The sequence below is a fragment of the Geodermatophilus sp. SYSU D00779 genome, from assembly GCF_054050595.1.
Window position 1 is genome coordinate 1 of the sequence record NZ_JBJGZQ010000002.1, and the last position, 20,721, is coordinate 20,721.

Genomic DNA, 20,721 nt, shown 5'->3' on the forward strand with positions numbered 1-20,721 from the left:
TTCGAATCCGGGCGAGAACCGAGAACTGGACGCTCTCGTCAATCAACCCAAAGAAACCCACAAAAGGGGTTGTCACTTGCTTGGCACTGACTTTCGGCACGCTGTTGAGTTCTCAAGGAGCGGACGCGCAGCGACTCGACCCTCTCGGGCTTCGTCTCTGGCGGCTTGTCCCACTGTACGCCGTGTTCGGAGTCCTGCACCCGGGGGTGCTCTCCGCGGCCCTCCCGGGCCCGTCCGGCGCGTAGAGAACCATACACGACTCTCGGGGCCGGTGCGCAAGTCGGGGCAAGGCGTCCCGCGTCACAGGTGGCCCCGTCCCGGGTCGCGGCCGGGCCGGCGGAGGTGGAGAGGACGGTGGCCCGTCCAGGGGCTCGCCGCGAGCCTGCGGAGGCCGAGGGGGACGGGGCCCTCCCTCAGAGGCCCAGGAACCCCTCGATGCCGACCGTCAGGCCCGGGTGCAGGCCGATCTCCCGGACAGCGAGGAGCACGCCGGGCATGAACGACGCCCGGTCGTAGGAGTCGTGCCGGAGGGTCAGGGTCTCCCCCGCCGCTCCCATGAGCACCTCCTGGTGCGCGACCAGGCCGGTCAGCCGGACGGCGTGCACCGCGACGCCCTCGACGTCGGCCCCCCGGGCGCCCGGGAGCGAGTCGGTGGTGGCGTCCGGCGAAGCCGGGAGACCGGCCGCCCGACGGGCGGCGGCGACCAGGCGGGCGGTCCGCACCGCCGTGCCGGAGGGCGCGTCGACCTTGTTCGGGTGGTGCAGCTCCACGATCTCCGTGGACGGGAAGAAGCGCGCCGCCTCCTGGGCGAAGCGCATGAGCAGGACGGCGCCGATGCCGAAGTTGGGGGCGATGACGACGCCGACGTCGGGCTTGGGCTCGAGCCACGCGGCGACGGTGGCGAGCTTCTCGTCGTCGAAGCCGGTCGTGCCGACGACGCAGTGGATGTTGTTGTCGATGCAGAACCGGATGTTGTCCATGACGACGTCCGGTCGGGTGAAGTCGACGACCACCTGCGCGCCGGCGTTCGCCACGTCGAACAGCCAGTCCCCCGCGTCGACCATGGCGACCAGCTCGAGGTCCTCGGCGGCGTCGACCGCCTTGACGACCTCGGTGCCCATCCGCCCGCGGGCGCCCAGGACGCCGACGGGGATGAGCGGGGCCCCGCCGGTGGGGGCGGTGGATCCGTGCTGGTCGGAGGCGGCGGAGCTCGTGGTCACCGGGTCAGGCTTCCCGGCACCGGCGTGCGATGCAAGGCCGCCCCCCGGTCAGGCCGCGGCGCGCCGTCCGGCCCGGGCCCACGCCAGCAGACCGGCGAGGACGCCGACGACGTCAGCGACCCAGTCGGCCACCGACGCCGACCGCTCCAGCGCCGACAGCCCCTGGACCACCTCGCTGAGCGCGGCGTAGACGACCAGGAGCGCGCCGAGGACGGCGGCGCGGGCACCGGCCCACCTGCCGCTGCCCGCCAGCGCGGCGAACAGCAGCAGGTGCACCAGCTTGTCCACCCCTGGCGGCGCCGAGGGGACGTCGTCCGCAGGGGCGAAGAGCACGGCCAGCGACACCAGGACGACGACGGCGAACACGCCGCGCGAGAGCGCGCCGTGGACGGCGAGGGCGGGGTGCGGACGGGTCATCAGAGCCGGTCGAGGTCCGACTCGCGGTAGGGGCCCACCACGGCCAGGCAGGTCTCCCGCGTGAGCAGCTCGGCGGCGACCGCGCGGACCTGGTCCTCGTCGACGCCGTCCAGCCGGTCGAGCACCTCGCGCACGGGCAGGTACTCCCCGTAGGAGAGCTCGCTCTTGCCCAGCCGGCTCATGCGCGAGCCGGTGTCCTCCAGGCCGAGGACCAGGCCGCCCTTGAGCTGGCCGCGTCCCCGCGCGACCTCCTCGGCGGTCAACCCCTCGGCGGCCACGCGCGCGAGCTCCTCGCGGACCAGCCGCAGCACCTCGGGCACCCGCTTGGGCGAGCAGCCCGCGTAGACGGAGAACGACCCGGTGCCGGCGTAGTGCGACAGCGACGAGCCGACGCTGTACACCAGCCCGCGCTTCTCCCGGATCTCCTGGAACAGCCGCGAGCTCATGCCCCCACCGACGGCGGTCTCCATGACCGCCGCCGCGTAGCGCCGCTCGTCGAGCCGGCCGAGCCCCACCGACCCGAGCAGCAGGTGGGTCTGCTCCGTGCGGCGCCGCACCAGCCCGGTCGGCCGGGCGGGGCCGGTCGCCGCCCCCTTTTCGCCGCGCCTCAGCGGTGCCGGACGCGCCGGACCCGACAGCCGGTCGCCGAAGGCCGCGGTGACCAGGTCGAGCACCTGCTGGTGCTCCACCCGGCCGGCCGCGGTCACCACGATCGAGGGGAGGGTGTAGCGCCGGCGGTACCAGCCGTCGACGTCGTCCCGGGTCAGGGCCTCGATGGACTCGACCGTGCCCAGCACCGAGCGGCCCAGGGCGGTGCCGCCGAACAGCGTCTCGGCGAAGAGGTCGTGCACCAGGTCGGAGGGCTCGTCGTCGCGCATGGCGATCTCCTCGAGCACCACCGTCCGCTCGCTCTCCAGGTCCGCGGCGGTGTTGAGCGCGTCGGTGACCAGGTCGCCGAGCAGGGTGACGGCCAGCGGCAGGTCGCTGGCGAGCACGTTGGCGTAGTAGCAGGTGTGCTCCTTGGCGGTGAAGGCGTTCATCTCACCGCCCACGGCGTCCATGGCCGTCGCGATCTCCAGCGCGCTGCGGCTGCCGGTGCCCTTGAACAGCAGGTGCTCGAGGAAGTGCGAGGAGCCGGCGACGGCGTCCGTCTCGTCCCGCGAGCCGACGCCGACCCAGATGCCGACGGTCGCCGACAGCACCCCGGGCATCGTCTCGGTCAGCACCCGCAGGCCACCGGGCAGTTCGGTGCGCTCAACCCGGCCGCCGAACTCGTCGACGTCGAGGACGGCCGTCTCCCCGACACCGGCCGGGGCCGGGACGGGCGTGGTGGCACCCGTCCCGGCCCCGGTCAGAGCCTGCTGCGTGTCCGTGTTCACGCCTCCGCGGGAGCGGGCGCGGCGTCGCCGGCCGGGGCGGCCTCGGCAGCGCCGTCACCCTCGGCCGCGACGGGCACGAGGCTGATCTTGCCGCGGGCGTCGATGTCGGTGATCTCGACCTGCAGCTTGTCGCCGACGTTGACGACGTCCTCGACCTTGCCGATCCGCTTGCCGCCGCCCAGCTTGCTGATGTGCACCAGGCCGTCCTTGCCCGGGAGCAGGGAGACGAAGGCGCCGAACGGCGTGGTCTTGACGACCGTGCCGAGGAAGCGCTCGCCGACCTTGGGCATCTGCGGGTTGGCGATGGCGTTGATCCGGTCCACCGCCGCCTGGGCCGAGGGGCCGTCGGAGGCGCCGACGTAGATCGTGCCGTCGTCCTCGATGGTGATGTCCGCGCCGGTCTCGTCCTGGATCGCGTTGATCATCTGGCCCTTGGGGCCGATGACCGCGCCGATCTTGTCGACCGGGATGCGCACCGTGGTCACCCGCGGGGCGAACGGGCTCATCTCGTCGGGCCCGTCGATGGCCTCGTTCATCACGTCGAGGATGTGCAGCCGGGCGGCGCGGGCCTGGGTCAGCGCCTGGGCCAGCACGTCGGACGGGATGCCGTCGAGCTTGGTGTCCAGCTGCAGCGCGGTGACGAAGTCCCGCGTGCCGGCGACCTTGAAGTCCATGTCACCGAAGGCGTCCTCGGCACCGAGGATGTCGGTCAGCGCGACGTACTCGGTCTTGCCGTCGACCTCGTCGGAGACCAGGCCCATGGCGATGCCGGCGACCGGGGCGCGCAGCGGCACACCGGCGTTGAGCAGCGCCAGGGTCGAGGCGCAGACCGAGCCCATGGACGTCGAGCCGTTGGACCCCAGCGCCTCCGACACCTGCCGGATCGCGTAGGGGAACTCCTCGCGGTCGGGCAGCACCGGCACCAGCGCCCGCTCGGCGAGCGCGCCGTGGCCGATCTCCCGGCGCTTGGGCGAACCGACGCGGCCGGTCTCACCCGTGGAGTACGGCGGGAAGTTGTAGTTGTGCATGTAGCGCTTGCGGGTCACCGGCGACAGGGTGTCCAGCTGCTGCTCCATGCGGAGCATGTTCAGCGTGGTGACGCCGAGGATCTGCGTCTCGCCGCGCTCGAACAGCGCCGAGCCGTGCACCCGCGGGATGACCTCGACCTCGGCCGAGAGCGGGCGGATGTCGGTGAGGCCACGGCCGTCGATGCGGACCTTGTCCCGCAGGATCCGCTGCCGGACGACCTTCTTGGTCAGCGCGCGGAAGGCCGCGGAGACCTCCTTCTCGCGGCCCTCGAACCGGGCCGCGAGCGCGGCGACGGTGTCGTCCTTGAGCTCGTCGGTGGCGTCGTTGCGCTCCTGCTTGCCGGCGATCGCCTGGACCTCGGCCAGCCGCGCGCCCGCGTGCGCCTCGACGGCGGCGTAGACGTCGTCCTGGTAGTCGAGGAAGCGGGGGAAGTCCGCGACCGGCTTGGCGGCCTTCTCGGCCAGCGCCGACTGCGCGTCGCACAGCGCCTTGATGAAGGGCTTGGCGGCCTCGAGGCCCTGGGCGACGACCTCCTCGGTCGGGGCGGTGGCGCCGCCGGAGACCAGCTCGATCGTCTTCTCGGTCGCCTCGGCCTCGACCATCATGATCGCGACGTCGCCGTCCGGGAGGACGCGGCCGGCCACGACCATGTCGAAGACGGCGTCCTCGAGCTCGGCGTGGGTCGGGAAGCCGACCCACTGGCCGTTGACGAGCGCGACGCGGGTACCGCCGACCGGGCCGGAGAACGGCAGACCCGAGAGCTGGGTCGACGCCGAGGCGCCGTTGATGGCCAGCACGTCGTAGAGGTGGCCGGGGTCCAGCGACAGGACGGTGATGACCACCTGGACCTCGTTGCGCAGGCCCTTGGCGAAGGTCGGGCGCAGCGGGCGGTCGATGAGCCGGCAGGTGAGGATCGCGTCCTCGGAGGGGCGGCCCTCGCGGCGGAAGAACGAGCCGGGGATGCGCCCGGCGGCGTACATGCGCTCCTCGACGTCCACCGTCAGCGGGAAGAAGTCGAAGTGGTCCTTGGGCTGCTTGCTGGCCGTGGTGGCCGACAGCAGCATCGTGTCGCCGGTGCTGACGACGACGGAGCCGGCGGCCTGCTTGGCCAGCCGGCCGGTCTCGAAGGTGATGGTGCGGCTGCCGAAGCTGCCGTTGTCGATGACCGCGGTGGCGGTGGTGACCCCGTCCTCGGGGTCGAACTCCGCGGCAGCGGTGCTGTTCTGGGTGGTGGGTGCGGACACGGTGTCCTCTTCCTACGTCGCATGCGGCGACGTCCTCTTGTGGCGTCTGCGCCGAACTGCGCCCGGGTGACCGGTCTTCGATCGAAGCCCACGGGAGACGTTCCCCCTCGCCTGGAGGGGCATGCCCGGGGGCCACTACCGAGGACCGACCACCGTCGGGCCGCCGCCGCGCTGCCTGGGTTCGTGCGGCGGGACCCGCACGAGAGAGGGGACCGTCCCGGCCGGGACGGTCCCCTCTGGTTCACCGGCGCAGGCCGAGCCGCTCGATGAGCGACCGGTACCGGTTGATGTCGGTCTTGGCCAGGTAGTTCAGCAGCCGGCGACGACGACCGACCAGCAGGAGCAGCCCCCGCCGGCTGTGGTGGTCGTGCTTGTGCTGCTTGAGGTGCTCGGTCAGGTCGCTGATCCGGCGGGTCAGCATCGCGACCTGCACCTCGGGCGAACCGGTGTCCTTGTCGACCGTGGCGTACTCGGTCATGATCTGCTGCTTCGTCGCGCTGTCGAGCGCCATGGATCGCCTCCGGAGGCAGGTCACGTGTGGCCCCCGGTCTCTGTCACGGAGGCAGGCTGCACACAGGTCGGGTCGACCCGACCATCGATCAGGTTACCCCACGCTCCGTGGTCCTCCGGTCGACGACCGGGGACGACGGCACCGTCGCCCTGCGGACGATGACATCGTCGTGCTCCGGACGAGGACATCGCCGTGCTCCGGACGGCACCGCGGCCAGGTGCCGTGCCCCTGCGGCGCTGGGCCGCTGCCCGCGTCCCGATCCGGAGGCCCTCCGGACCCCCGCGAGCGATCCGGAGCGTCCCCCACCCGGTCAGGGCGCCGACTGCGGGGTGGCTCCCAGGACCCTGCGCGTGTCGGCGATGTCGCGGTCCATCTGGGCGACCAGCTCGTCGACGCCGGAGAAGGCGGCCATCGGGCGCAGCCGCTGCACGAACTCCACCCCGACGTGCTCGCCGTACAGGTCGCCGTCGAAGTCGAGCAGGTACGCCTCCACCGTGCGCCTGCTGCCTTGGAACGTGGGGTTCGTGCCCACCGAGATCGCCGCCGGCGAGGTGCTCACGCTGGCCCCGGTCCGCGGGTCGAGGATGACCAGACCGCCGGCGTAGACGCCGTCCGCGGGGATCGCGGTGAAGGGCGGGGACTCCACGTTGGCCGTCGGGTAGCCCAGCTCGCGGCCACGCCGGTCCCCGCGGACGACGACGCCCTCGATGCGGTGCGGCCGGCCCAGCGCCCGCGCGGCCGACACCATGTCCCCGGCCGCGACGCAGGCCCGGACGTAGGTCGAGGAGATGGTGATCTCGCCGTCCGCCGAGGAGTCGCCGGCCAGCGGGACCGGCTCCACGGTGAACCCGAAGCGCCGCCCCTCCTCCGCGAGCGTCGTGACGTTGCCGGCTGCGCGGTGGCCGTAGGTGAAGTTCTCCCCCACCACCACGGAGGCGGCGTGCAGGTGCTCCACCAGCACGGTGTGGGTGAACGTCCCGGGCGGGAGCCGCATGAACTCCGGGGTGAACGGCAGGACGCACATCTCGTCCACGCCCAGCTCGGCGACCAGCTCGGCCTTGCGGTCCAGCGAGGTGAGGATCGCCGGGTGCGACCCCGGTCGCACCACCTCGGAGGGGTGCGGGTCGAAGGTGAGCAGCAGGCAGGGCCGGTCCAGCGCGCGGGCCCGCGCCACGGCCGTGCCGATCAGCTGCTGGTGACCACGGTGGACACCGTCGTACATGCCGACGGTGACCACCGTGCGTCCCAGGTCGCCGGGGGTCGCCTCGAGCCCCCGCCAGCGCCGCACGTCGATGCGTCCGGGCCGCTCAGGCGACCCGGTGCAGCCAGCCGTGGGTGTCGGGCACCCGGCCGTGCTGGATGTCGAGCAGGTGCTCGCGCAGCCGCATGGTCAGCGGCCCGGGCTCCCCGTTGCCGACGGTGAAGTCACCGGTGCGCGCCTTGACCTCGCCGACCGGGGTGATGACCGCGGCGGTGCCGCAGGCGAAGGTCTCGGTGACCGTGCCGTCGGCGACGCCGGACCGCCACTCCTCCACGCTGAACCGCCGCTCGGTGACCCGGTGGCCCATCTCCCGGGCGACGGTGATCAGCGAGTCGCGGGTGATGCCGGGCAGCAGGGTGCCGGTGAGCTCGGGGGTGACCAGCTCGGCGTCGTCCCCGGAGCCGAGGACGAAGAACAGGTTCATCCCGCCCATCTCCTCGACGTAGCGCTTCTCCACCGCGTCGAGCCAGACGACCTGGTCGCAGCCGGCGTCGATGGCCTGCTCCTGGGCCAGCAGGCTGGCCGCGTAGTTGCCGGCGCACTTGACGTCGCCGGTGCCACCCGGCGCGGCCCGGATGTAGTCCTCCGACAGGTACACCGAGACCGGGTGGACGCCGCGGGGGAAGTAGGCGCCGGCCGGGCTGGCGATCACCAGGAACAGGTACTCGTGCGCCGGGCGGACGCCGAGGAACGGCTCGGTCGCCAGCTGGTAGGGGCGCAGGTAGAGGGTCTGGTCGGGGCCGGTGGGCACCCAGTCGCGGTCGGCGTCGACGAGGGCGTCGACGGCGGCGAGGAAGGCCTCCTCGGGCACCGGCGGCATGGCCAGCCGCTTGGCGCCGCGGACGAAGCGGGCGGCGTTGGCCTCGGGGCGGAAGGTGGCGACGCTGCCGTCGGGCTGGGCGTAGGCCTTGAGCCCCTCGAAGATCGACTGCGCGTAGTGCAGTGCGGCGGTGGCCGGGTCCACCTGCAGCGGCGCGTAGGAGGTCAGCCGGGCGTCGTACCAGCCCTCGCCCACGCGGTAGCGCGCCACGAACATCGAGTCGGTGAAGTAGCGGCCGAAGCCCGGGTCGGCGAGCAGCTCGTCGCGCTCCGCGGCGGGGCGGCGCCGCACGTCCTCCACGACCACCGGCACGCCCTCGGTGAACACCCGGGAAGTGGTACGGCTGTCGGCGAGCGTGTCGGTCATGGCTCCCACCTGCGGCGTGCGCGGATCCGAGGGGCGGTCCGGCGGCTGCCGGACCGCCCGCTCACCCTAGCTCCGCCACCGGCCACACCGGCGAGGGCCGCTGTGGGCGGTCACGGCCGGTCGGGTGCCGCGCTCTCGATCACCTCGTAGGACCACAGGTGGGAGGAGTTGCTGGCCGCCGGCGCGAGCTCGGACCCGCCGCCCTCGTGGGCGCGGGCGAAGTCCTGACCGGACTCCCACGCCCGGTAGGCCTCCTCGCTCTCCCACCGCGTGTAGACCAGGTACTGGTCAGTGCCCTCCAGGGGGCGCAGCAGCTCGAACCACTCGAAGCCCGGGGTGCTCTCCACGGCACCGGCGCGGCCCTTGAAGCGCTCCTCGAAGCGCTCCTGCTTGTCCTTGGGCACGGTGATCGCGTTGATCTTGACGACGCTCATGGACGCCCCCTTCCCGGCGGGGCGGCCGGTCAATCCCGCGACGCCGCGGGGCGGGCGGTCGATCCCGCGACGCCGCGGGGCCAGCGGTCGATCCCGCGACGCCGCGGAGCGGCCGGTCGGTCCCGCGACCCTGCGTGCCGGTCGGCCCCAGGTGAGGATGGCGCGATGACCGATGCCGCACCGGCGCCGCGGCCCGGCGTCCTCCTCGACGTCGACGGCACGCTGCTGGACACCAACTACCTGCAGGTCCTCGCCTGGTGGCAGGCCTTCCGCGACACCGGTCACCCCGAGGTCTCGATGGCCGACTGCCACCGGGCCATCGGCATCGCGAGCGCCGAGCTGGTCACCCACCTGCTGGGGGACGACGCTCCCGACACCGAGGAGGTCGTCGAGGCGAAGGAACGGCGCTACGAGCCGCTGCGGGAGCTGGTCGTCCCCTTCCCCCGCGTGGACCGGCTGCTGGCGGCGTGCCGCGAGCGGGACCTGGCCGTGGTGCTGGCGACCAGCGGCATGGAGTCGGACCTGGAGTGGATGGTGCCGGCGATCGGGGGCGAGGACGTCGTCGACGGGGCCACGACGTCGGCCGACGTGGAGTCGGCCAAGCCCGCACCGGACCTGCTGCGGACCGCCGTCACCGACAACGGCCTGGACGCCGCGCGCACCGTCGCGGTCGGCGACACGGTCTGGGACGTGCGCTCGGCGCGGGACGCCGGCCTGCCGTGCATCGCGCTGACCTGCGGCGGCATCTCCCGGGCGGAGCTGGAGGACGCCGGCGCCGACGAGGTCTACGACGACCCGGCTGACCTGCTGGCCCACCTCGACGACTCGCTCGTCGGCCGGGCGGCGCGCGGCCGGTGACGGGCGGCAACGGCCCCGCGTCAGGGGCCCGTCCCGAGCCTGCGAGGGATGGGGGACGCGGGCTCCTCCCTCAGCCCGGCGGGAACCCCACGGCGACGCGGGCGTCGGCACCGGCGTCCTCGACCAGCGCGACCAGCCGGCCGGCGCCGTCCACCGCGGCGTGGAGGCCGGGGGCGCCGGTGGCCGGGATCCGCTGCCCGTACCCGAGGGCGCGCGCCTCCGCGTCGGTCAGCGTGCGCACCGGGAAGACGGCGCGGGCGGCCTCGGTGAGACCGAGCACCCCCGCTCCCCCACCGGCGGCCAGGGCCTGCCCGGCCTCCTCGACCGGCGCGGCTCCGGCCACCGTGAACGGGCCGGAGGCGGTGCGGCGCAGCGCGGTGAGGTGCCCACCCACACCGAGCGCGGCGCCGGCGTCGCGCGCGATGGCACGGACGTAGGTGCCTGCGGTGCAGGAGACGGTCACGTCGACGTCCACCAGGTCCGGCGTGGGACGGGTGACGCGGTGGACGTCGAGCCGGTGGACGGTCACCGCCCGCGGCTCCAGCACCACCTCCTCGCCGGCGCGCACCCGGTCGTAGGACCGGCGGCCGGCGACCTTCACCGCGCTCACCGACGAGGGCACCTGCAGCAGCGGGCCGGTCTGCGCGGCCAGGGCGGCGGCGACGGCGTCGTCGTCGAGGTGCCCGGCCGGGGTGGTGCCGAGGACCTCGCCCTCGCGGTCGTCGGTGACGGTGGTCTGGCCGAGCCGGATGGTGGCCTCGTAGGTCTTGTCGTGCCCGCCGACGTACCCGAGCAGCCGGGTCGCCGTCCCGACCCCGAGGACCAGCAGGCCGGTGGCCATCGGGTCGAGGGTGCCGGCGTGCCCGACCCGGCGGACCGAGAGCACCCGCCGGGCCCGGGCCACGACGTCGTGCGAGGTCATGCCGCCGGGCTTGTCGACCAGCAGCAGGCCCGGGGGGACGTCGGCGTCCGTGCGTCTGCTCACGCCGTCACGGTGTCAGGCGCCCGCAGCCACCTCTCACCCGCCACCCGGACGAGCACGCCGACCAGCCGGAGCGCGATGAAGAGGGTCAGGCCGGTCCACACGCCGGCCAGCCCCCACCCCAGCGGGCCCGCGAGCAGCGACAGCGGGACGAAACCGACGAGGGCCGCCCCGATGGTCACCGAGCGCAGGTAGCCGACGTCGCCGGCTCCCATCAGCACGCCGTCCAGGGCGAACACGACACCGGCCAGCGGCTGCATCGCGGCGAGGAACCACCAGGCCACGGTCGCCTGCGCCACGACCGCGGGGTCGTCGGTGAACAGCGGCAGCACCACCGGCCGCAGCGCCAGCAGCGCGGCTGCGACCACCACGCCGGTGCCCAGGCCCCAGCAGGTGACCCGTCGCGCGGTCTCGCGGGCGGCGTCCGGGCGGGCCGCGCCGAGGGCCTGGCCGACCAGCGTCTGCGCGGCGATGGCATAGGCGTCGAGCACCAGGGCGAGGAAGAAGAACAGCTGGATGGCGATCTGGTGCGCCCCGAGTCCGGCGGTGCCGGCGCGGGCGACCACGCCGGTCGCCACCAGGAAGGACACCTGCAGGACGGCGGCCCGCAGCAACAGGTCGCGGCCGATGACCAGCTGGGCCCGGAGCGCCCTGAGGCGGGGCCGCCAGGCGACGCCCTCGCGCAGCAGCGAGCGGACGAAGAGGGCGGCGGTGAGCGCCTGCCCGGCGACGTTGGCGACCGCCGAGCCGACCAGCCCGAGTCCTGCGGGGTGCACGAGCAGCGGGCAGAGCACCAGGCTGGCGAGGCTGCCGGCCAAGACGTAGCGCACGGGGCGGCGCAGCTCCTGCACCCCGCGCAGCCATCCGTTGCCGGCCAGGGAGACCAGCAGCAGCGGCGCGCCCAGGGAGGCCACGCGCAGCCAGCTCTCCCCCGCCGCGGCCACCGGTCCGTCGCTGCCGGCGAGCAGCCGGGTGAGCGGGCCGGCGAGCAGCTGGAACAGCACGAGCACCACCAGGCCGAGCGCCAGCGCCAGCCAGGTGGCCTGCACGCCCTCGGCGACCGCGCCCGCCCGGTCGCCGGCACCGGCACGGCGGGCGGCGCGGGCGGTGGTGCCGTAGGCGAGGAAGTTCAGCAGCGCGGCGGCCCACGCCAGCAGTCCGCCGCCGACGGCGAGCCCACCCAGCGCGACCGTGCCCAGGTTCCCGACGACGGCGGTGTCGACCAGCAGGTACAGCGGCTCGGCGGCCAGCACGACGAGCGCCGGTGCGGCCAGCGCGAGGACGCCGGGAGCCCGCCGCCCGCTCTCGACGGTCATGGCGCGGTGACCACTCCCACGGTTCCGGAGGTCGTCACGACGCCATGATCGCGGGGCCGTCCAGCAGGGAGCGGATGGCGGCCATGGTGGCCTCGCGGTCGTCGTGCGAGGTGAAGCCCGCCGCCGCGCGGTGACCGCCACCGCCCAGTGCCATGGCGACGCGGGCGACGTCCGTGGCGCCGCGGGAGCGCAGCGACACCGACCACGAGCCGTCGTCCTGGCCCTTGAGCACGCAGGCGACGTCGGCCTCCTGGGTGCAGCGGACGACGTCCACCAGCGCCTCGAGCTGCTCGCCGGGCAGGCCGTGCTCGGCGGCCTCGGCCGTGCTCGACCAGGTCCACACCAGACCCGCGCCGACCTCGGCCTCCAGCACGGCGCGACCGGCAGCGACCGAGAGCAGCCCCAGCCAGCCGAACGGGGCGGTGTCGAACAGCCGCTGGCTGATGGCGGCGTGGTCGATGCCGGTCGCCAGCAGCCGGGCGGCGAGGTGGTGGGTGTCGGGGCGGGTGTTGCCGAAGCGGAAGGAGCCGGTGTCGGCGGTGAGCCCGGCGTACAGGCAGGTGGCCAGCCGCTCGTCGAGGGTCACGCCCAGGCCGTCGAGCAGGTCGGCGACGAGGACGACGGTGGCCGGTGCGGCCGGGTCGACCACGCGGACGTCGCCGAAGCCGGGGTTGCTCGCGTGGTGGTCGACGACCACGGAGGTGGCCGCGCCGTCCAGCAGGGGGGCCAGCTCGCCGAGCCGGCCCGGCGAGGCGGCGTCGAGGCTGACGAACAGGTCGGGGGACGCCGGCACCGCCGAGGAGGGCACCAACCCCTCGGCCCCGGGCAGCCAGGCCAGCGACGCCGGCAGCGTGAAGGGGGCGGGGAACGTGGCCAGCACCCGGGCGCCGCGGCGCCGCAGGCCCTCGGCGAGGGCCAGCGTGCTGCCGAGGGCGTCGGCGTCGGGCTGCACGTGCCCGGAGAGGACGACGGTGGCCCGGGCCGCGGCCGCCTCGGCGAGGACGGCGGCGGCCCGGTCGGTCACCTCCGTGCCGCGCGGGAGGGAGACCGTCACGATGCCGGGCCGGGGTCGGCGACCGGGGGCGCGTTCTCCTCCTCGGTCACCAGGCCGCCGCCGACCGGGTAGCCCTCCCCGTCGTCGGGCTCGTCGGAGGCGATGCTCGGCGCCTCGCCGATCTCGCCCCGCTTGCCGCCCCGGGTGGGGTCGCCGGCGTCGGGCTCGGGACGGCCGCCCAGCTCGGAGCGGCCCTGTCCCTCGTCCGGCAGGTTGGGGTCCGGGTCGTTCTCGCTCATGACACGCTCCTGCGCTGGGTGGACTCGTCGGCGGTGTCATCGGCAGTCCCGCCGTCCGCCCGGTCCTCGGCGGGGTCTCCCTCGTCGTCGTCCTCGGGGGGACGGCGGTACGGATCGGCGTCACCGGCGTACGTCGCGCCGGCGCGGATGCGGGCGAGCTCGGCGTCGGCGTGCCGCACCCGCTCGAGCGCGGCGTCGAGCTCACGCGCGGTGTCGGGCACGTGGTCGGCGACGAAGGTGAGCGTGGGCACGAACTTGATGCCGGTCTGCCTGCCGACGGTCGAGCGCAGCACGCCGGTGGCCGACGTGAGGGCCTTGGCGGAGTCCTCGACCTGGGTCGCGTCGCCGTAGACGGTGTAGAAGACCGTCGCCTCGCGCAGGTCGCTGGTCACCCGGGCGTCGGTGACGGTCACCATGCCCAGCCGCGGGTCCTTGATCTGCGTCTCGATCGCGGCGGAGACGATCTGGCGGATGCGCACCGCGAGCTTACGGGCGCGGGCCGGGTCGGCCACGGCGGACCTCCGTGGGTCGGGGCGTCACGATGTGGACGCCGGGTTGGTGAGACGTGGGCCGCGGCGGTCGGCCCCCTCGCAGGGGCCCGCGGCGAGCTCGCGAGTCGTGGGCGGGGAGGGGGTCCTCCTGCTAGTCGGTGTCGCTGAACAGCTGCCGGTGCGTCGAGAGCAGCGTCACCTCCGGCCGCTCGGCCAGCAACCGCTCGCAGGCGTCGAGGACGTCGGTCACCTGAGCGGCGTCGCCGGCCACCGCGGCCACCCCGACCCGCACGCGGCGGTGCAGGTCCTGGTCACCGACCTCTGCGGCGGCCACGGCGTACCGGCGCCGCAGCTCGGCCACGATCGGCCGGACCACGGCGCGCTTGCCCTTGAGCGAGTGCACGTCGCCGAGCAGCAGGTCGGCGTTCAGCGTGCCGGTGAACACCGGGACTCCCCCGTCCTGCTGCTGGGCGATGTGACCCCGCCCCCACTGCTCGCGCGCGGAGCCGGCCCCTTCGCAGGGGCCCGCTGCGAGCGTGCGAGCAGTGGGGGGCGAAGGGGTCCTTACACGCGCGGCTTCTCGCGCATCTCGAAGGTCTCGATGACGTCCTCGACCTTGATGTCGTTGAACGACCCGAGACCGATACCGCACTCGTAGCCCTCGCGGACCTCGGTCACGTCGTCCTTGAACCGGCGCAGCGACTCGACCGTGAGGTTGTCGGCGACGACCACGCCGTCGCGGACCAGCCGGGCCCTGGAGTTCCGGGTGATCGTCCCGCTGCGGACGATGGAGCCCGCCACGTTGCCGATCCGCGGCACCCGGAAGACCTCGCGGACCTCCGCCGTGCCGAGCCCGACCTCCTCGTACTCCGGCTTGAGCATGCCCTTGAGGGCCGCCTCGATCTCCTCGATCGCCTGGTAGATGACCGAGTAGTACCGGACGTCGATGCCCTCGCGGTTGGCCAGCTCGGTGGCCTGCCCCTCGGCCCGGACGTTGAAGCCCAGGACGATGACGTCGTCGGCCAGCGCCAGGTCGATGTCGCTCTTGGTGATCGACCCGACCCCGCGGTGGATGACCCGCAGCGAGACGTCGTCGCTCACCTCGATCTTCATGAGGGCCTCCTCGAGCGCCTCCACGGTGCCCGAGTTGTCGCCCTTGATGATCAGGTTGAGCTGACGGTTCTCCTTGAGCGCCGCGTCCAGGTCCTCCAGGCTGATCCGCTTGCGCATCTGCGCGTTCTGCGCGTTGCGGATGCGGGCCTGGCGGCGGTCGGCGATCTGCCGGGCGACGCGGTCCTCCTCGACGACGAGGAAGGTGTCACCGGCACGCGGCACCGAGGTGAGGCCGACGACCTGCACCGGACGCGCCGGCAGGGCCTCCTTGAGCTTGTTGCCGTACTCGTCGAGCAGCGAGCGCACGCGGCCGTAGGCGTCGCCGGCGACGATCGAGTCGCCGGTGCGCAGCGTGCCGCGCTGGACCAGGACGGTCGCGACCGGGCCGCGGCCCTTGTCCAGCTTGCCCTCGATGACCACACCCTGCGGGTCCATCTGCGTGTTGGCGCGCAGGTCCAGCGAGGCGTCGGCGGTCAGCAGGATCGCCGCGAGCAGGTCGTCGATGCCCTGACGGGTGGTCGCGGAGACGTCGACGAACATCGTGTCGCCGCCGTACTCCTCGGCCACCAGCCCGTACTCGGTGAGCTGCTGGCGGATCTTGGCGGGGTTGGCCCCCTCCTTGTCGATCTTGTTGACCGCGACCACGATCGGCACCTCGGCGGCCTGGGCGTGGTTGAGCGCCTCGACCGTCTGCGGCATGACGCCGTCGTCGGCGGCCACGACCAGGACGACGATGTCGGTCACCTTCGCGCCACGGGCACGCATGGCGGTGAACGACTCGTGACCCGGGGTGTCGATGAACGTGATCGGGCGCTCCTCGCCCTCCAGCTCGGTGGTGATCTGGTAGGCGCCGATGTGCTGGGTGATGCCGCCGGCCTCGCGCGCCACCACGTTGGTGTTGCGGATGGCGTCCAGCAGCTTCGTCTTCCCGTGGTCGACGTGACCCATGACGGTCACCACCGGCGGACGGGCCTCCCAGTCCTCCTCGTCACCCTCGTCACCGAAGGTGAGGTCGAAGGTCTCGAGCAGCTCGCGGTCCTCGTCCTCGGGGCTGACCACCTGGATGTCCCAGCCGATCTCGGCACCGAGCAGCTGCAGCGTCTCGTCGTTCACCGACTGGGTCGCGGTGACCATCTCGCCCAGGTGGAACAGGGCGGTGACCAGCGCGGCCGGCTGGGCGCCGATCTTCTCGGCGAGGTCGGTCAGCGACGCACCGCGCGGCAGCCGGACGACCTGCCCGTTGCCCCGCGGCAGGCTGACGCCACCCATGCTGGGCGCCGCCATCTGGTCGAACTCCTGGCGCCGCTGCTTCTTGCTCTTGCGCCCACGGACCGGACCACGCCCGCCGGGACGGCCGAAGGCACCCGCGGTACCGGCACCGGAGCCACCACGTCCCCGGCCGCGGCCACCGCCGCCACCGGCACGGAAACCACCGCCGGCGGGAGCGCCACCGCCGCCACCACCGGGACGGAAGCCGCCGCCACCACCACCGGGGCCACCCCCGGGACGGCCACGACCGGCAGGTGCGCCGGGACGGCCGGCACCGGCCGGCCGCGGCGGCATCATGCCGGGCGAGGGACGCTGCGGCATCATGCCCGGGTTCGGACGCGGACCACCGGGACCGGCCGCCGGACGCGGACCGCCGGCACCGGGACCCGGACGCGGGCCGCCGGCCGCGGGACGCGGACCGCCGGCACCGGGACCCGGGCGGGGACCGCCGGGGCCGGCCGGGCCGGGACGCGGGCCACCGGCAGCGGGACCCGGACGCGGGCCACCGGCCGGGCCGGGACGCGGCGCGCCGCCGGCCGGAGCCGGACGGGGAGCGCTGCTGAAGGGGTTGTTGCCCGGACGCGGAGCCGGGCGCGGGCCCGGTCGCGGACCGGCACCCGGGGCGGCCGGACGCGGACCCGGGGTGGGGCCACCGGCCGGACCGGGGCGCGGGGCACCCCCCGGACGCGGGCCGCTGGGCGCCGCGGGCGGCTGCTGGGTCGGCGCGCTGGCCGCCGGGGCCTGGGGCTCCGGAGCGGTCGGCCGCGGGCCGGGGACGGGCGCACCGGGCCGGGCCGCGCCGGGACGCGGGCCCGGGGTCGGGGCACCGGGGACACGGGTCACCGGTGCCTGCGACGCGGGGGCCGGAGCCGGAGCGGGGGCCGGAGCCGGAGCAGGGGCCGGGGCGGGCGTCACAGGGGCGGACGGCGCGGCCGGAGCCGTGGCGGCCGGGGCCTGCGGGGGACGCGGACCCGGGCGCGGGGCGGGCCTGGGAGCGGCCGCCTGGCCACCACCGTTGCCGCCGCCGTTGGCACCGGACGCGACGAAGGCCTCCCGGAGCCGCCGGGCCACGGGGGCCTCGACGGTCGAGGAGGCGGACTTCACGAACTCGCCCTGCTCCTTGAGCTTGGCGAGCACGGTCTTGCTGTCGACACCGAACTCCTTGGCGAGTTCGTGTACGCGGGCTTTGCCTGGCACGGATCTCCTCTTTGTGAGGCCGGCGGCTGGCCCGCGCGACCTCGTCGTCAGTACTGCATGGTCTGGCTTGTCATCGTGGGGACTTCACGGCTTGCTCATCCGACGACGTCTCGCTCTCGACGTGCGGCCCCGCCGGGTGCGGGTCCGTCTGTGTTGGTGCGGTGGTCGTTCGTGCGTGCTCGCCCGTCCGGGACCCGCTCCCCGGAGGCGCCACAGGCGCGCCGAGGACGTGCTCCCGGAGCGGACCGGCCTCCACCGGGGAGCCGCCGCCTCCGGGGAGGCGCAGCGCCCGGGGGAAGGCCCGGCGTCGCTCCGCTGCGTGCAGGCACTCCGGGGTGGGGTGCAGCGAGGCACCCCGGCCGGGGAGCCTCCGTCGCGGATCGGGGACGAGTGCCCCGTCCCGCGCGACGACGCGCAGCAGGTCGGTGACCGGAGCGCGCTTCCGGCAGCCCACACAGGTGCGCACCGGGATCGACGTTTCGGCCACCCTGCACTCTAGCGCGCTGAGGGCCCCGGGTGTTCCGGGCTCCGGCCACCGGGCACCCGACCGGGGCGTGCGCCCCCACCCGGCCCCCCCAGGCGGCCGCCGCGCGCGGGGGCCGCGCCCGAGCGCAGCGGCGCGCGCCCGACGCCCGGCGAGGGCGTGGCGTCGTCGAGCTGGGCGTCGCTGCGGATGTCGATCCGGCAACCGGTCAGCCGCGCGGCCAGGCGGGCGTTCTGGCCCTCCTTGCCGATCGCCAGCGACAGCTGGTAGTCGGGGACGACGACCCGCACGGCCTTCGCCTGGCGGTCGACGAGCTGGGCGCTGGAGACCCGCGCCGGGCTCAGCGCCGAGGCCACGAAGGTCGCCGGGTCGTCGGACCAGTCGACGATGTCGATCTTCTCGCCGTGCAGCTCGCTCATGACGTTGCGCACGCGCTGCCCCATCGGGCCGATGCAGGCGCCCTTGGCGTTGAGCCCCGGCACCGAGGTGCGGACGGCGATCTTCGAGCGGTGGCCGGCCTCGCGCGCGACCGCGACGATCTCGACGCTGCCGTCGGCGATCTCGGGGACCTCGAGGGCGAAGAGCTTGCGGACCAGGTTCGGGTGGGTGCGCGAGACGGTGACCTGCGGGCCGCGGTAGGTCCGGGCGACCGAGACGACGTAGGCCCGCAACCGGCTGCCGTGGGGGTAGCTCTCCCCCGGCACCTGCTCGGCCGCGGGCAGCACCGCCTCGACCTTGCCGATGTCGACGAGCACCGTGCCGCTGGCGTTGCGCCGCTGGTCGGCCTGCACGATGCCGCTGACGATGTCGCCCTCCTTGCCCGCGTACTCGCCGAAGGTCTGCTCGTGCTCGGCGTCGCGCAGCCGCTGGACGATGACCTGCTTGGCGGTGCTGGCCGCGATCCGGCCGAAGTCCTGCGGGGTGTCGTCCCACTCGCGGACGACCTCTCCGTCCGGCCCCAGCTCCTGGGCGAGCACCGCGACCTCGCCGGTCTTGCGGTCGACGTGCACCCGCACGTGCTTGCTCGCGCCGTCGGCGTGCCGGTACGCGGTCACCAGGGCCGTCTCGATGGCCTCGATGACGGTGTCGGCCGGGATGCCCTTCTCCCGCTCGACCGCCTTGAGGGCGGTCACGTCGATGTTCACTGTCCTCCTCCGTCGTCGTCGTCCGCGGGATCCGGCTGCGCCGTGGCGTCCTGGGGCTCCCCACCCGCCTCCGGCTCGTGCCGGCCGAACTCCACCTGCACCCGTCCGGTGCCCAGCTCCTGCCACGGCACCTGCCGTCGGGTGGGCGGCCGCTTCTTCGCGCCGGGCTTGCCCTTCGCCTCCACCGCGAGGGTGACCCCGTCGCCGTCGACCTCCAGCACCCGCGCGGTCACCTGCTCGGTCGAGCCCGCGGGGCCCACGGCCACGGTGACCAGCCGCCCGGTGTTGCGCCGCCAGTGCCGCGGCTCGGTGAGCGGCCGGTCGACCCCGGGGCTGGTGACCTCGAGCACGTAGGGGGCGCTGCCGAACCCGCCGTCGTGCTCGTCGAGGGCCGTGGACACCGCGCGGCTGACCTCGGCGACGTCGTCGAGGGTCACGCCGGCGTCCCGGTCGACCACGACGCGGACGATGCTGCGCCGGCCGGCAGGGGTGACCACCAGCTCCTCGAGGTCGTACCCGGAGGCCTCGACGACCGGCGCGACCAGTCCGGCCAGCCGGGTGGCGACGGGGTCGGTGCGGGGGGCGGCGGACACGGCTCCCTCCCTCTCCTGGGCTCGGTCGGCGACACGCACGCGGTGGTGTGGAGCCGGTGTCCCGGCCCGCCGGGGGGACGGCGGACACGCCGTCGGCCCGGGACCGGGCAGAGGGTCAGGCTACCGCTCCGGCGGCGGACCCGAGACCGGGCGGCCGGGGAGGGACCCGCCCGCCGTGTGCTCCCGGCCCGGCAGAGGCCGGGCTGGGAGGATGGGGCCGATGGTCCCCCTCGCTCCGCCCGCTCCCCCGGGCTTCCCCCGTCGCGCCTTCCTCGCGGCCTCGACCGGGCTGGCACTGCTGGCCACCGGCTGCACCGCGGGCTCCTCGGGCGCCCCGGCGGTGAGCACCGAGGAGGCCGACCGGCTGGCCGGGCAGGTCGCCGTCCAGGAGGCGGTGGTCGCGGCCTACGCCGTGGCGACGACCGCCGATCCCGCCCTGGCCCTCAGCGACCTGGCCGCGCAGGCGGGCGAGCAGCTCGACCGGCTGCGCGCCGCCGCGCCGTCCTCGACGTCGTCGCCGGCCGCGTCCTCCTCCGCACCGCCGTCCCCGCCGCCCGGCGGGGACGTGCGCACCTGGCTGCGGGAGCAGGTGGCGGGCGCGGCCGCCTCCCACGCCGCCGCCTGCGTCCGGCAGACCGGTGCCCGGGCGGCCCTGCTGGGGGCGGTCGCCGCGGGGCTGCGCGGTCACGAGGCGGCGCTGGCGTGAGCGGAGGGCGGGCACGTGGCTGACGACGGCGTCCTCGACGAGGGCACCGAGACCGCGGCGCTGCGCGAGGTGCTGGCCGCCGAGCACGCCGCCGTGTGGGGGTACGGCGCGGTGGGCGCGGCGCTGCCGCCGGACGCCCGCGAGCCCGTGGTGGCCGGCGACGTCGCGCACCGGGACGTCCGCGACCGGCTGGCGGCGCTGCTGGTCGCCCGCGGCGCCGAGCCGGTGCCCCGCGAGGCCGGCTACACCCTGCCCTTCCCGGTCCTGTCGGCGGTGGACGCCGCCGCGCTGGCCGTCGTCCTCGAGGAGGGCGTGTCCGCGGCCTGGGTGCGGCTGCTCGACCAGGCGACCGAGCCGTCGGTGCGCGAGCTGGCGGTCGAGGAGCTGGGCGCCGCCGAGGTGCGCGCGGTCGGATGGCGCGCCGCCGCCGGCCGGACGCCGGTCACCAGCGCCTTCCCCGGCCTACCGCGGTAGGGACCCTTCGGACCCTTCGCCCCCGCTCGTCGACGATCACGGGGTCCGGGTGGCGACACGCGGTGCGGACCCGGCGTGTCGCCACCGCAGCTCCATGGTCGTCGGGAGGTCGCCCTGAC

General features: G+C 74.8%; 21 protein-coding genes and 1 pseudogene. 3 read left to right on the forward strand and 19 right to left on the reverse strand.

What is annotated here, in order from left to right; translation table 11 throughout:
* Nucleotides 1-413: 413 nt before the first annotated feature.
* The 8 genes from dapB to ACI79G_RS01360 all read right to left on the reverse strand — a co-directional run bounded on the left by dapB (nt 414) and on the right by ACI79G_RS01360 (nt 8,681).
* Entirely contained in the window at nt 414-1,220 is an 807-nt protein-coding gene (gene dapB / locus ACI79G_RS01325) for a 4-hydroxy-tetrahydrodipicolinate reductase (protein WP_456879006.1), read from the reverse strand.
* A gap of 48 nt (nt 1,221-1,268) precedes the next feature.
* Nucleotides 1,269-1,637: a VanZ family protein gene (locus tag ACI79G_RS01330; protein ID WP_456879007.1), complete on the reverse strand. Its 369-nt coding sequence runs from the start codon at nt 1,635-1,637 to the stop codon at nt 1,269-1,271.
* On the reverse strand, nt 1,637-3,016 hold the full coding sequence (locus ACI79G_RS01335; protein WP_456879008.1) for a M16 family metallopeptidase: 1,380 nt from the start codon (nt 3,014-3,016) through the stop codon (nt 1,637-1,639). The genes ACI79G_RS01330 and ACI79G_RS01335 overlap by 1 nt, the downstream gene beginning before the upstream one ends.
* Nucleotides 3,013-5,289 carry a polyribonucleotide nucleotidyltransferase gene (locus ACI79G_RS01340; protein ID WP_456879010.1) on the reverse strand — a complete coding sequence of 759 codons (2,277 nt, stop codon included), beginning with the start codon at nt 5,287-5,289 and terminating at the stop codon, nt 3,013-3,015. The genes ACI79G_RS01335 and ACI79G_RS01340 overlap by 4 nt, the downstream gene beginning before the upstream one ends.
* Before the next feature lie 241 nt (nt 5,290-5,530).
* Complete coding sequence (gene rpsO / locus ACI79G_RS01345; RefSeq protein WP_091212269.1) at nt 5,531-5,800, reverse strand: 30S ribosomal protein S15; 270 nt, start codon at nt 5,798-5,800, stop codon at nt 5,531-5,533.
* Nucleotides 5,801-6,110: 310 nt separating this feature from the next.
* Complete coding sequence (locus ACI79G_RS01350) at nt 6,111-7,088, reverse strand: bifunctional riboflavin kinase/FAD synthetase (RefSeq protein ID WP_456879012.1); 978 nt, start codon at nt 7,086-7,088, stop codon at nt 6,111-6,113.
* A gap of 19 nt (nt 7,089-7,107) precedes the next feature.
* Complete coding sequence (locus tag ACI79G_RS01355) at nt 7,108-8,247, reverse strand: branched-chain amino acid aminotransferase (RefSeq protein ID WP_456879014.1); 1,140 nt, start codon at nt 8,245-8,247, stop codon at nt 7,108-7,110.
* 110 nt (nt 8,248-8,357) lie between these two features.
* Entirely contained in the window at nt 8,358-8,681 is a 324-nt protein-coding gene (locus tag ACI79G_RS01360) for an antibiotic biosynthesis monooxygenase family protein (protein ID WP_091445711.1), read from the reverse strand.
* Between the two features lie 165 nt (nt 8,682-8,846).
* Here ACI79G_RS01360 and ACI79G_RS01365 point away from each other — a divergent pair, with 165 nt between their 5' ends.
* Nucleotides 8,847-9,539 (forward strand): HAD family hydrolase, encoded by a 693-nt coding sequence (locus ACI79G_RS01365; protein ID WP_456879016.1) that lies wholly within the window; start codon nt 8,847-8,849, stop codon nt 9,537-9,539.
* Between the two features lie 70 nt (nt 9,540-9,609).
* On the opposite strand, the gene truB is transcribed toward ACI79G_RS01365, so the two are convergent.
* From truB to rimP, 11 genes and pseudogenes are all read right to left on the reverse strand, one after another.
* Nucleotides 9,610-10,524 carry a tRNA pseudouridine(55) synthase TruB gene (gene truB / locus ACI79G_RS01370; protein ID WP_456879018.1) on the reverse strand — a complete coding sequence of 305 codons (915 nt, stop codon included), beginning with the start codon at nt 10,522-10,524 and terminating at the stop codon, nt 9,610-9,612.
* Entirely contained in the window at nt 10,521-11,837 is a 1,317-nt protein-coding gene (locus ACI79G_RS01375; RefSeq protein ID WP_456879020.1) for an MATE family efflux transporter, read from the reverse strand. Before ACI79G_RS01375 ends, truB begins: the two co-directional genes overlap by 4 nt.
* Nucleotides 11,838-11,871: 34 nt before the next feature.
* Nucleotides 11,872-12,891 (reverse strand): DHH family phosphoesterase, encoded by a 1,020-nt coding sequence (locus ACI79G_RS01380; RefSeq protein WP_456879021.1) that lies wholly within the window; start codon nt 12,889-12,891, stop codon nt 11,872-11,874.
* Nucleotides 12,888-13,130 (reverse strand): hypothetical protein, encoded by a 243-nt coding sequence (locus tag ACI79G_RS01385; RefSeq protein WP_456879022.1) that lies wholly within the window; start codon nt 13,128-13,130, stop codon nt 12,888-12,890. Before ACI79G_RS01385 ends, ACI79G_RS01380 begins: the two co-directional genes overlap by 4 nt.
* Complete coding sequence (gene rbfA, locus ACI79G_RS01390; protein WP_456879024.1) at nt 13,127-13,642, reverse strand: 30S ribosome-binding factor RbfA; 516 nt, start codon at nt 13,640-13,642, stop codon at nt 13,127-13,129. The genes ACI79G_RS01385 and rbfA overlap by 4 nt, the downstream gene beginning before the upstream one ends.
* Nucleotides 13,643-13,772: 130 nt before the next feature.
* On the reverse strand, nt 13,773-14,066 hold the full coding sequence (locus tag ACI79G_RS01395; RefSeq protein ID WP_456879026.1) for a DUF503 domain-containing protein: 294 nt from the start codon (nt 14,064-14,066) through the stop codon (nt 13,773-13,775).
* 119 nt (nt 14,067-14,185) lie between these two features.
* A complete protein-coding gene (gene infB, locus ACI79G_RS01400) occupies nt 14,186-16,018 on the reverse strand; it encodes a translation initiation factor IF-2 (protein ID WP_456879411.1) in 1,833 nt (610 codons plus the stop codon).
* A gap of 1,041 nt (nt 16,019-17,059) precedes the next feature.
* Nucleotides 17,060-17,200, reverse strand: a pseudogene (locus tag ACI79G_RS01405) (translation initiation factor IF-2 N-terminal domain-containing protein); the annotation flags it as partial.
* A 70-nt stretch (nt 17,201-17,270) separates the two neighbouring features.
* Nucleotides 17,271-17,687, reverse strand: a complete 417-nt coding sequence (locus ACI79G_RS01410; protein ID WP_456879027.1) for a YlxR family protein — start codon at nt 17,685-17,687, stop codon at nt 17,271-17,273.
* 8 nt (nt 17,688-17,695) lie between these two features.
* Nucleotides 17,696-18,829, reverse strand: coding sequence for a transcription termination factor NusA (gene nusA, locus ACI79G_RS01415; RefSeq protein WP_456879029.1), 1,134 nt, complete (start codon nt 18,827-18,829; stop codon nt 17,696-17,698).
* Nucleotides 18,826-19,422 carry a ribosome maturation factor RimP gene (rimP, locus tag ACI79G_RS01420; protein ID WP_456879031.1) on the reverse strand — a complete coding sequence of 199 codons (597 nt, stop codon included), beginning with the start codon at nt 19,420-19,422 and terminating at the stop codon, nt 18,826-18,828. The genes nusA and rimP overlap by 4 nt, the downstream gene beginning before the upstream one ends.
* Nucleotides 19,423-19,642: 220 nt before the next feature.
* On the opposite strand from rimP, the gene ACI79G_RS01425 reads away from it, so the two are divergent.
* Both ACI79G_RS01425 and ACI79G_RS01430 read left to right on the forward strand, forming a co-directional pair.
* Nucleotides 19,643-20,128, forward strand: coding sequence for a hypothetical protein (locus ACI79G_RS01425; protein WP_456879033.1), 486 nt, complete (start codon nt 19,643-19,645; stop codon nt 20,126-20,128).
* 15 nt (nt 20,129-20,143) lie between these two features.
* Complete coding sequence (locus tag ACI79G_RS01430) at nt 20,144-20,602, forward strand: ferritin-like domain-containing protein (RefSeq protein WP_456879035.1); 459 nt, start codon at nt 20,144-20,146, stop codon at nt 20,600-20,602.
* Nucleotides 20,603-20,721: the final 119 nt, after the last annotated feature.

Excerpts from the sequence above, each read along its gene's own strand:
- ACI79G_RS01330 (WP_456879007.1), bottom strand. The coding sequence starts at position 1,637 with ATGACCCGTCCGCACCCCGCCCTCGCCGTCCACGGCGCGCTCTCGCGC.
- rpsO (WP_091212269.1), bottom strand. The coding sequence starts at position 5,800 with ATGGCGCTCGACAGCGCGACGAAGCAGCAGATCATGACCGAGTACGCC.
- ACI79G_RS01355 (WP_456879014.1), bottom strand. The coding sequence starts at position 8,247 with ATGACCGACACGCTCGCCGACAGCCGTACCACTTCCCGGGTGTTCACC.
- ACI79G_RS01360 (WP_091445711.1), bottom strand. The coding sequence starts at position 8,681 with ATGAGCGTCGTCAAGATCAACGCGATCACCGTGCCCAAGGACAAGCAG.
- ACI79G_RS01365 (WP_456879016.1), top strand. The coding sequence starts at position 8,847 with ATGACCGATGCCGCACCGGCGCCGCGGCCCGGCGTCCTCCTCGACGTC.
- ACI79G_RS01375 (WP_456879020.1), bottom strand. The coding sequence starts at position 11,837 with ATGACCGTCGAGAGCGGGCGGCGGGCTCCCGGCGTCCTCGCGCTGGCC.
- ACI79G_RS01385 (WP_456879022.1), bottom strand. The coding sequence starts at position 13,130 with ATGAGCGAGAACGACCCGGACCCCAACCTGCCGGACGAGGGACAGGGC.
- infB (WP_456879411.1), bottom strand. The coding sequence starts at position 16,018 with ATGGCGGCGCCCAGCATGGGTGGCGTCAGCCTGCCGCGGGGCAACGGG.
- ACI79G_RS01425 (WP_456879033.1), top strand. The coding sequence starts at position 19,643 with ATGGTCCCCCTCGCTCCGCCCGCTCCCCCGGGCTTCCCCCGTCGCGCC.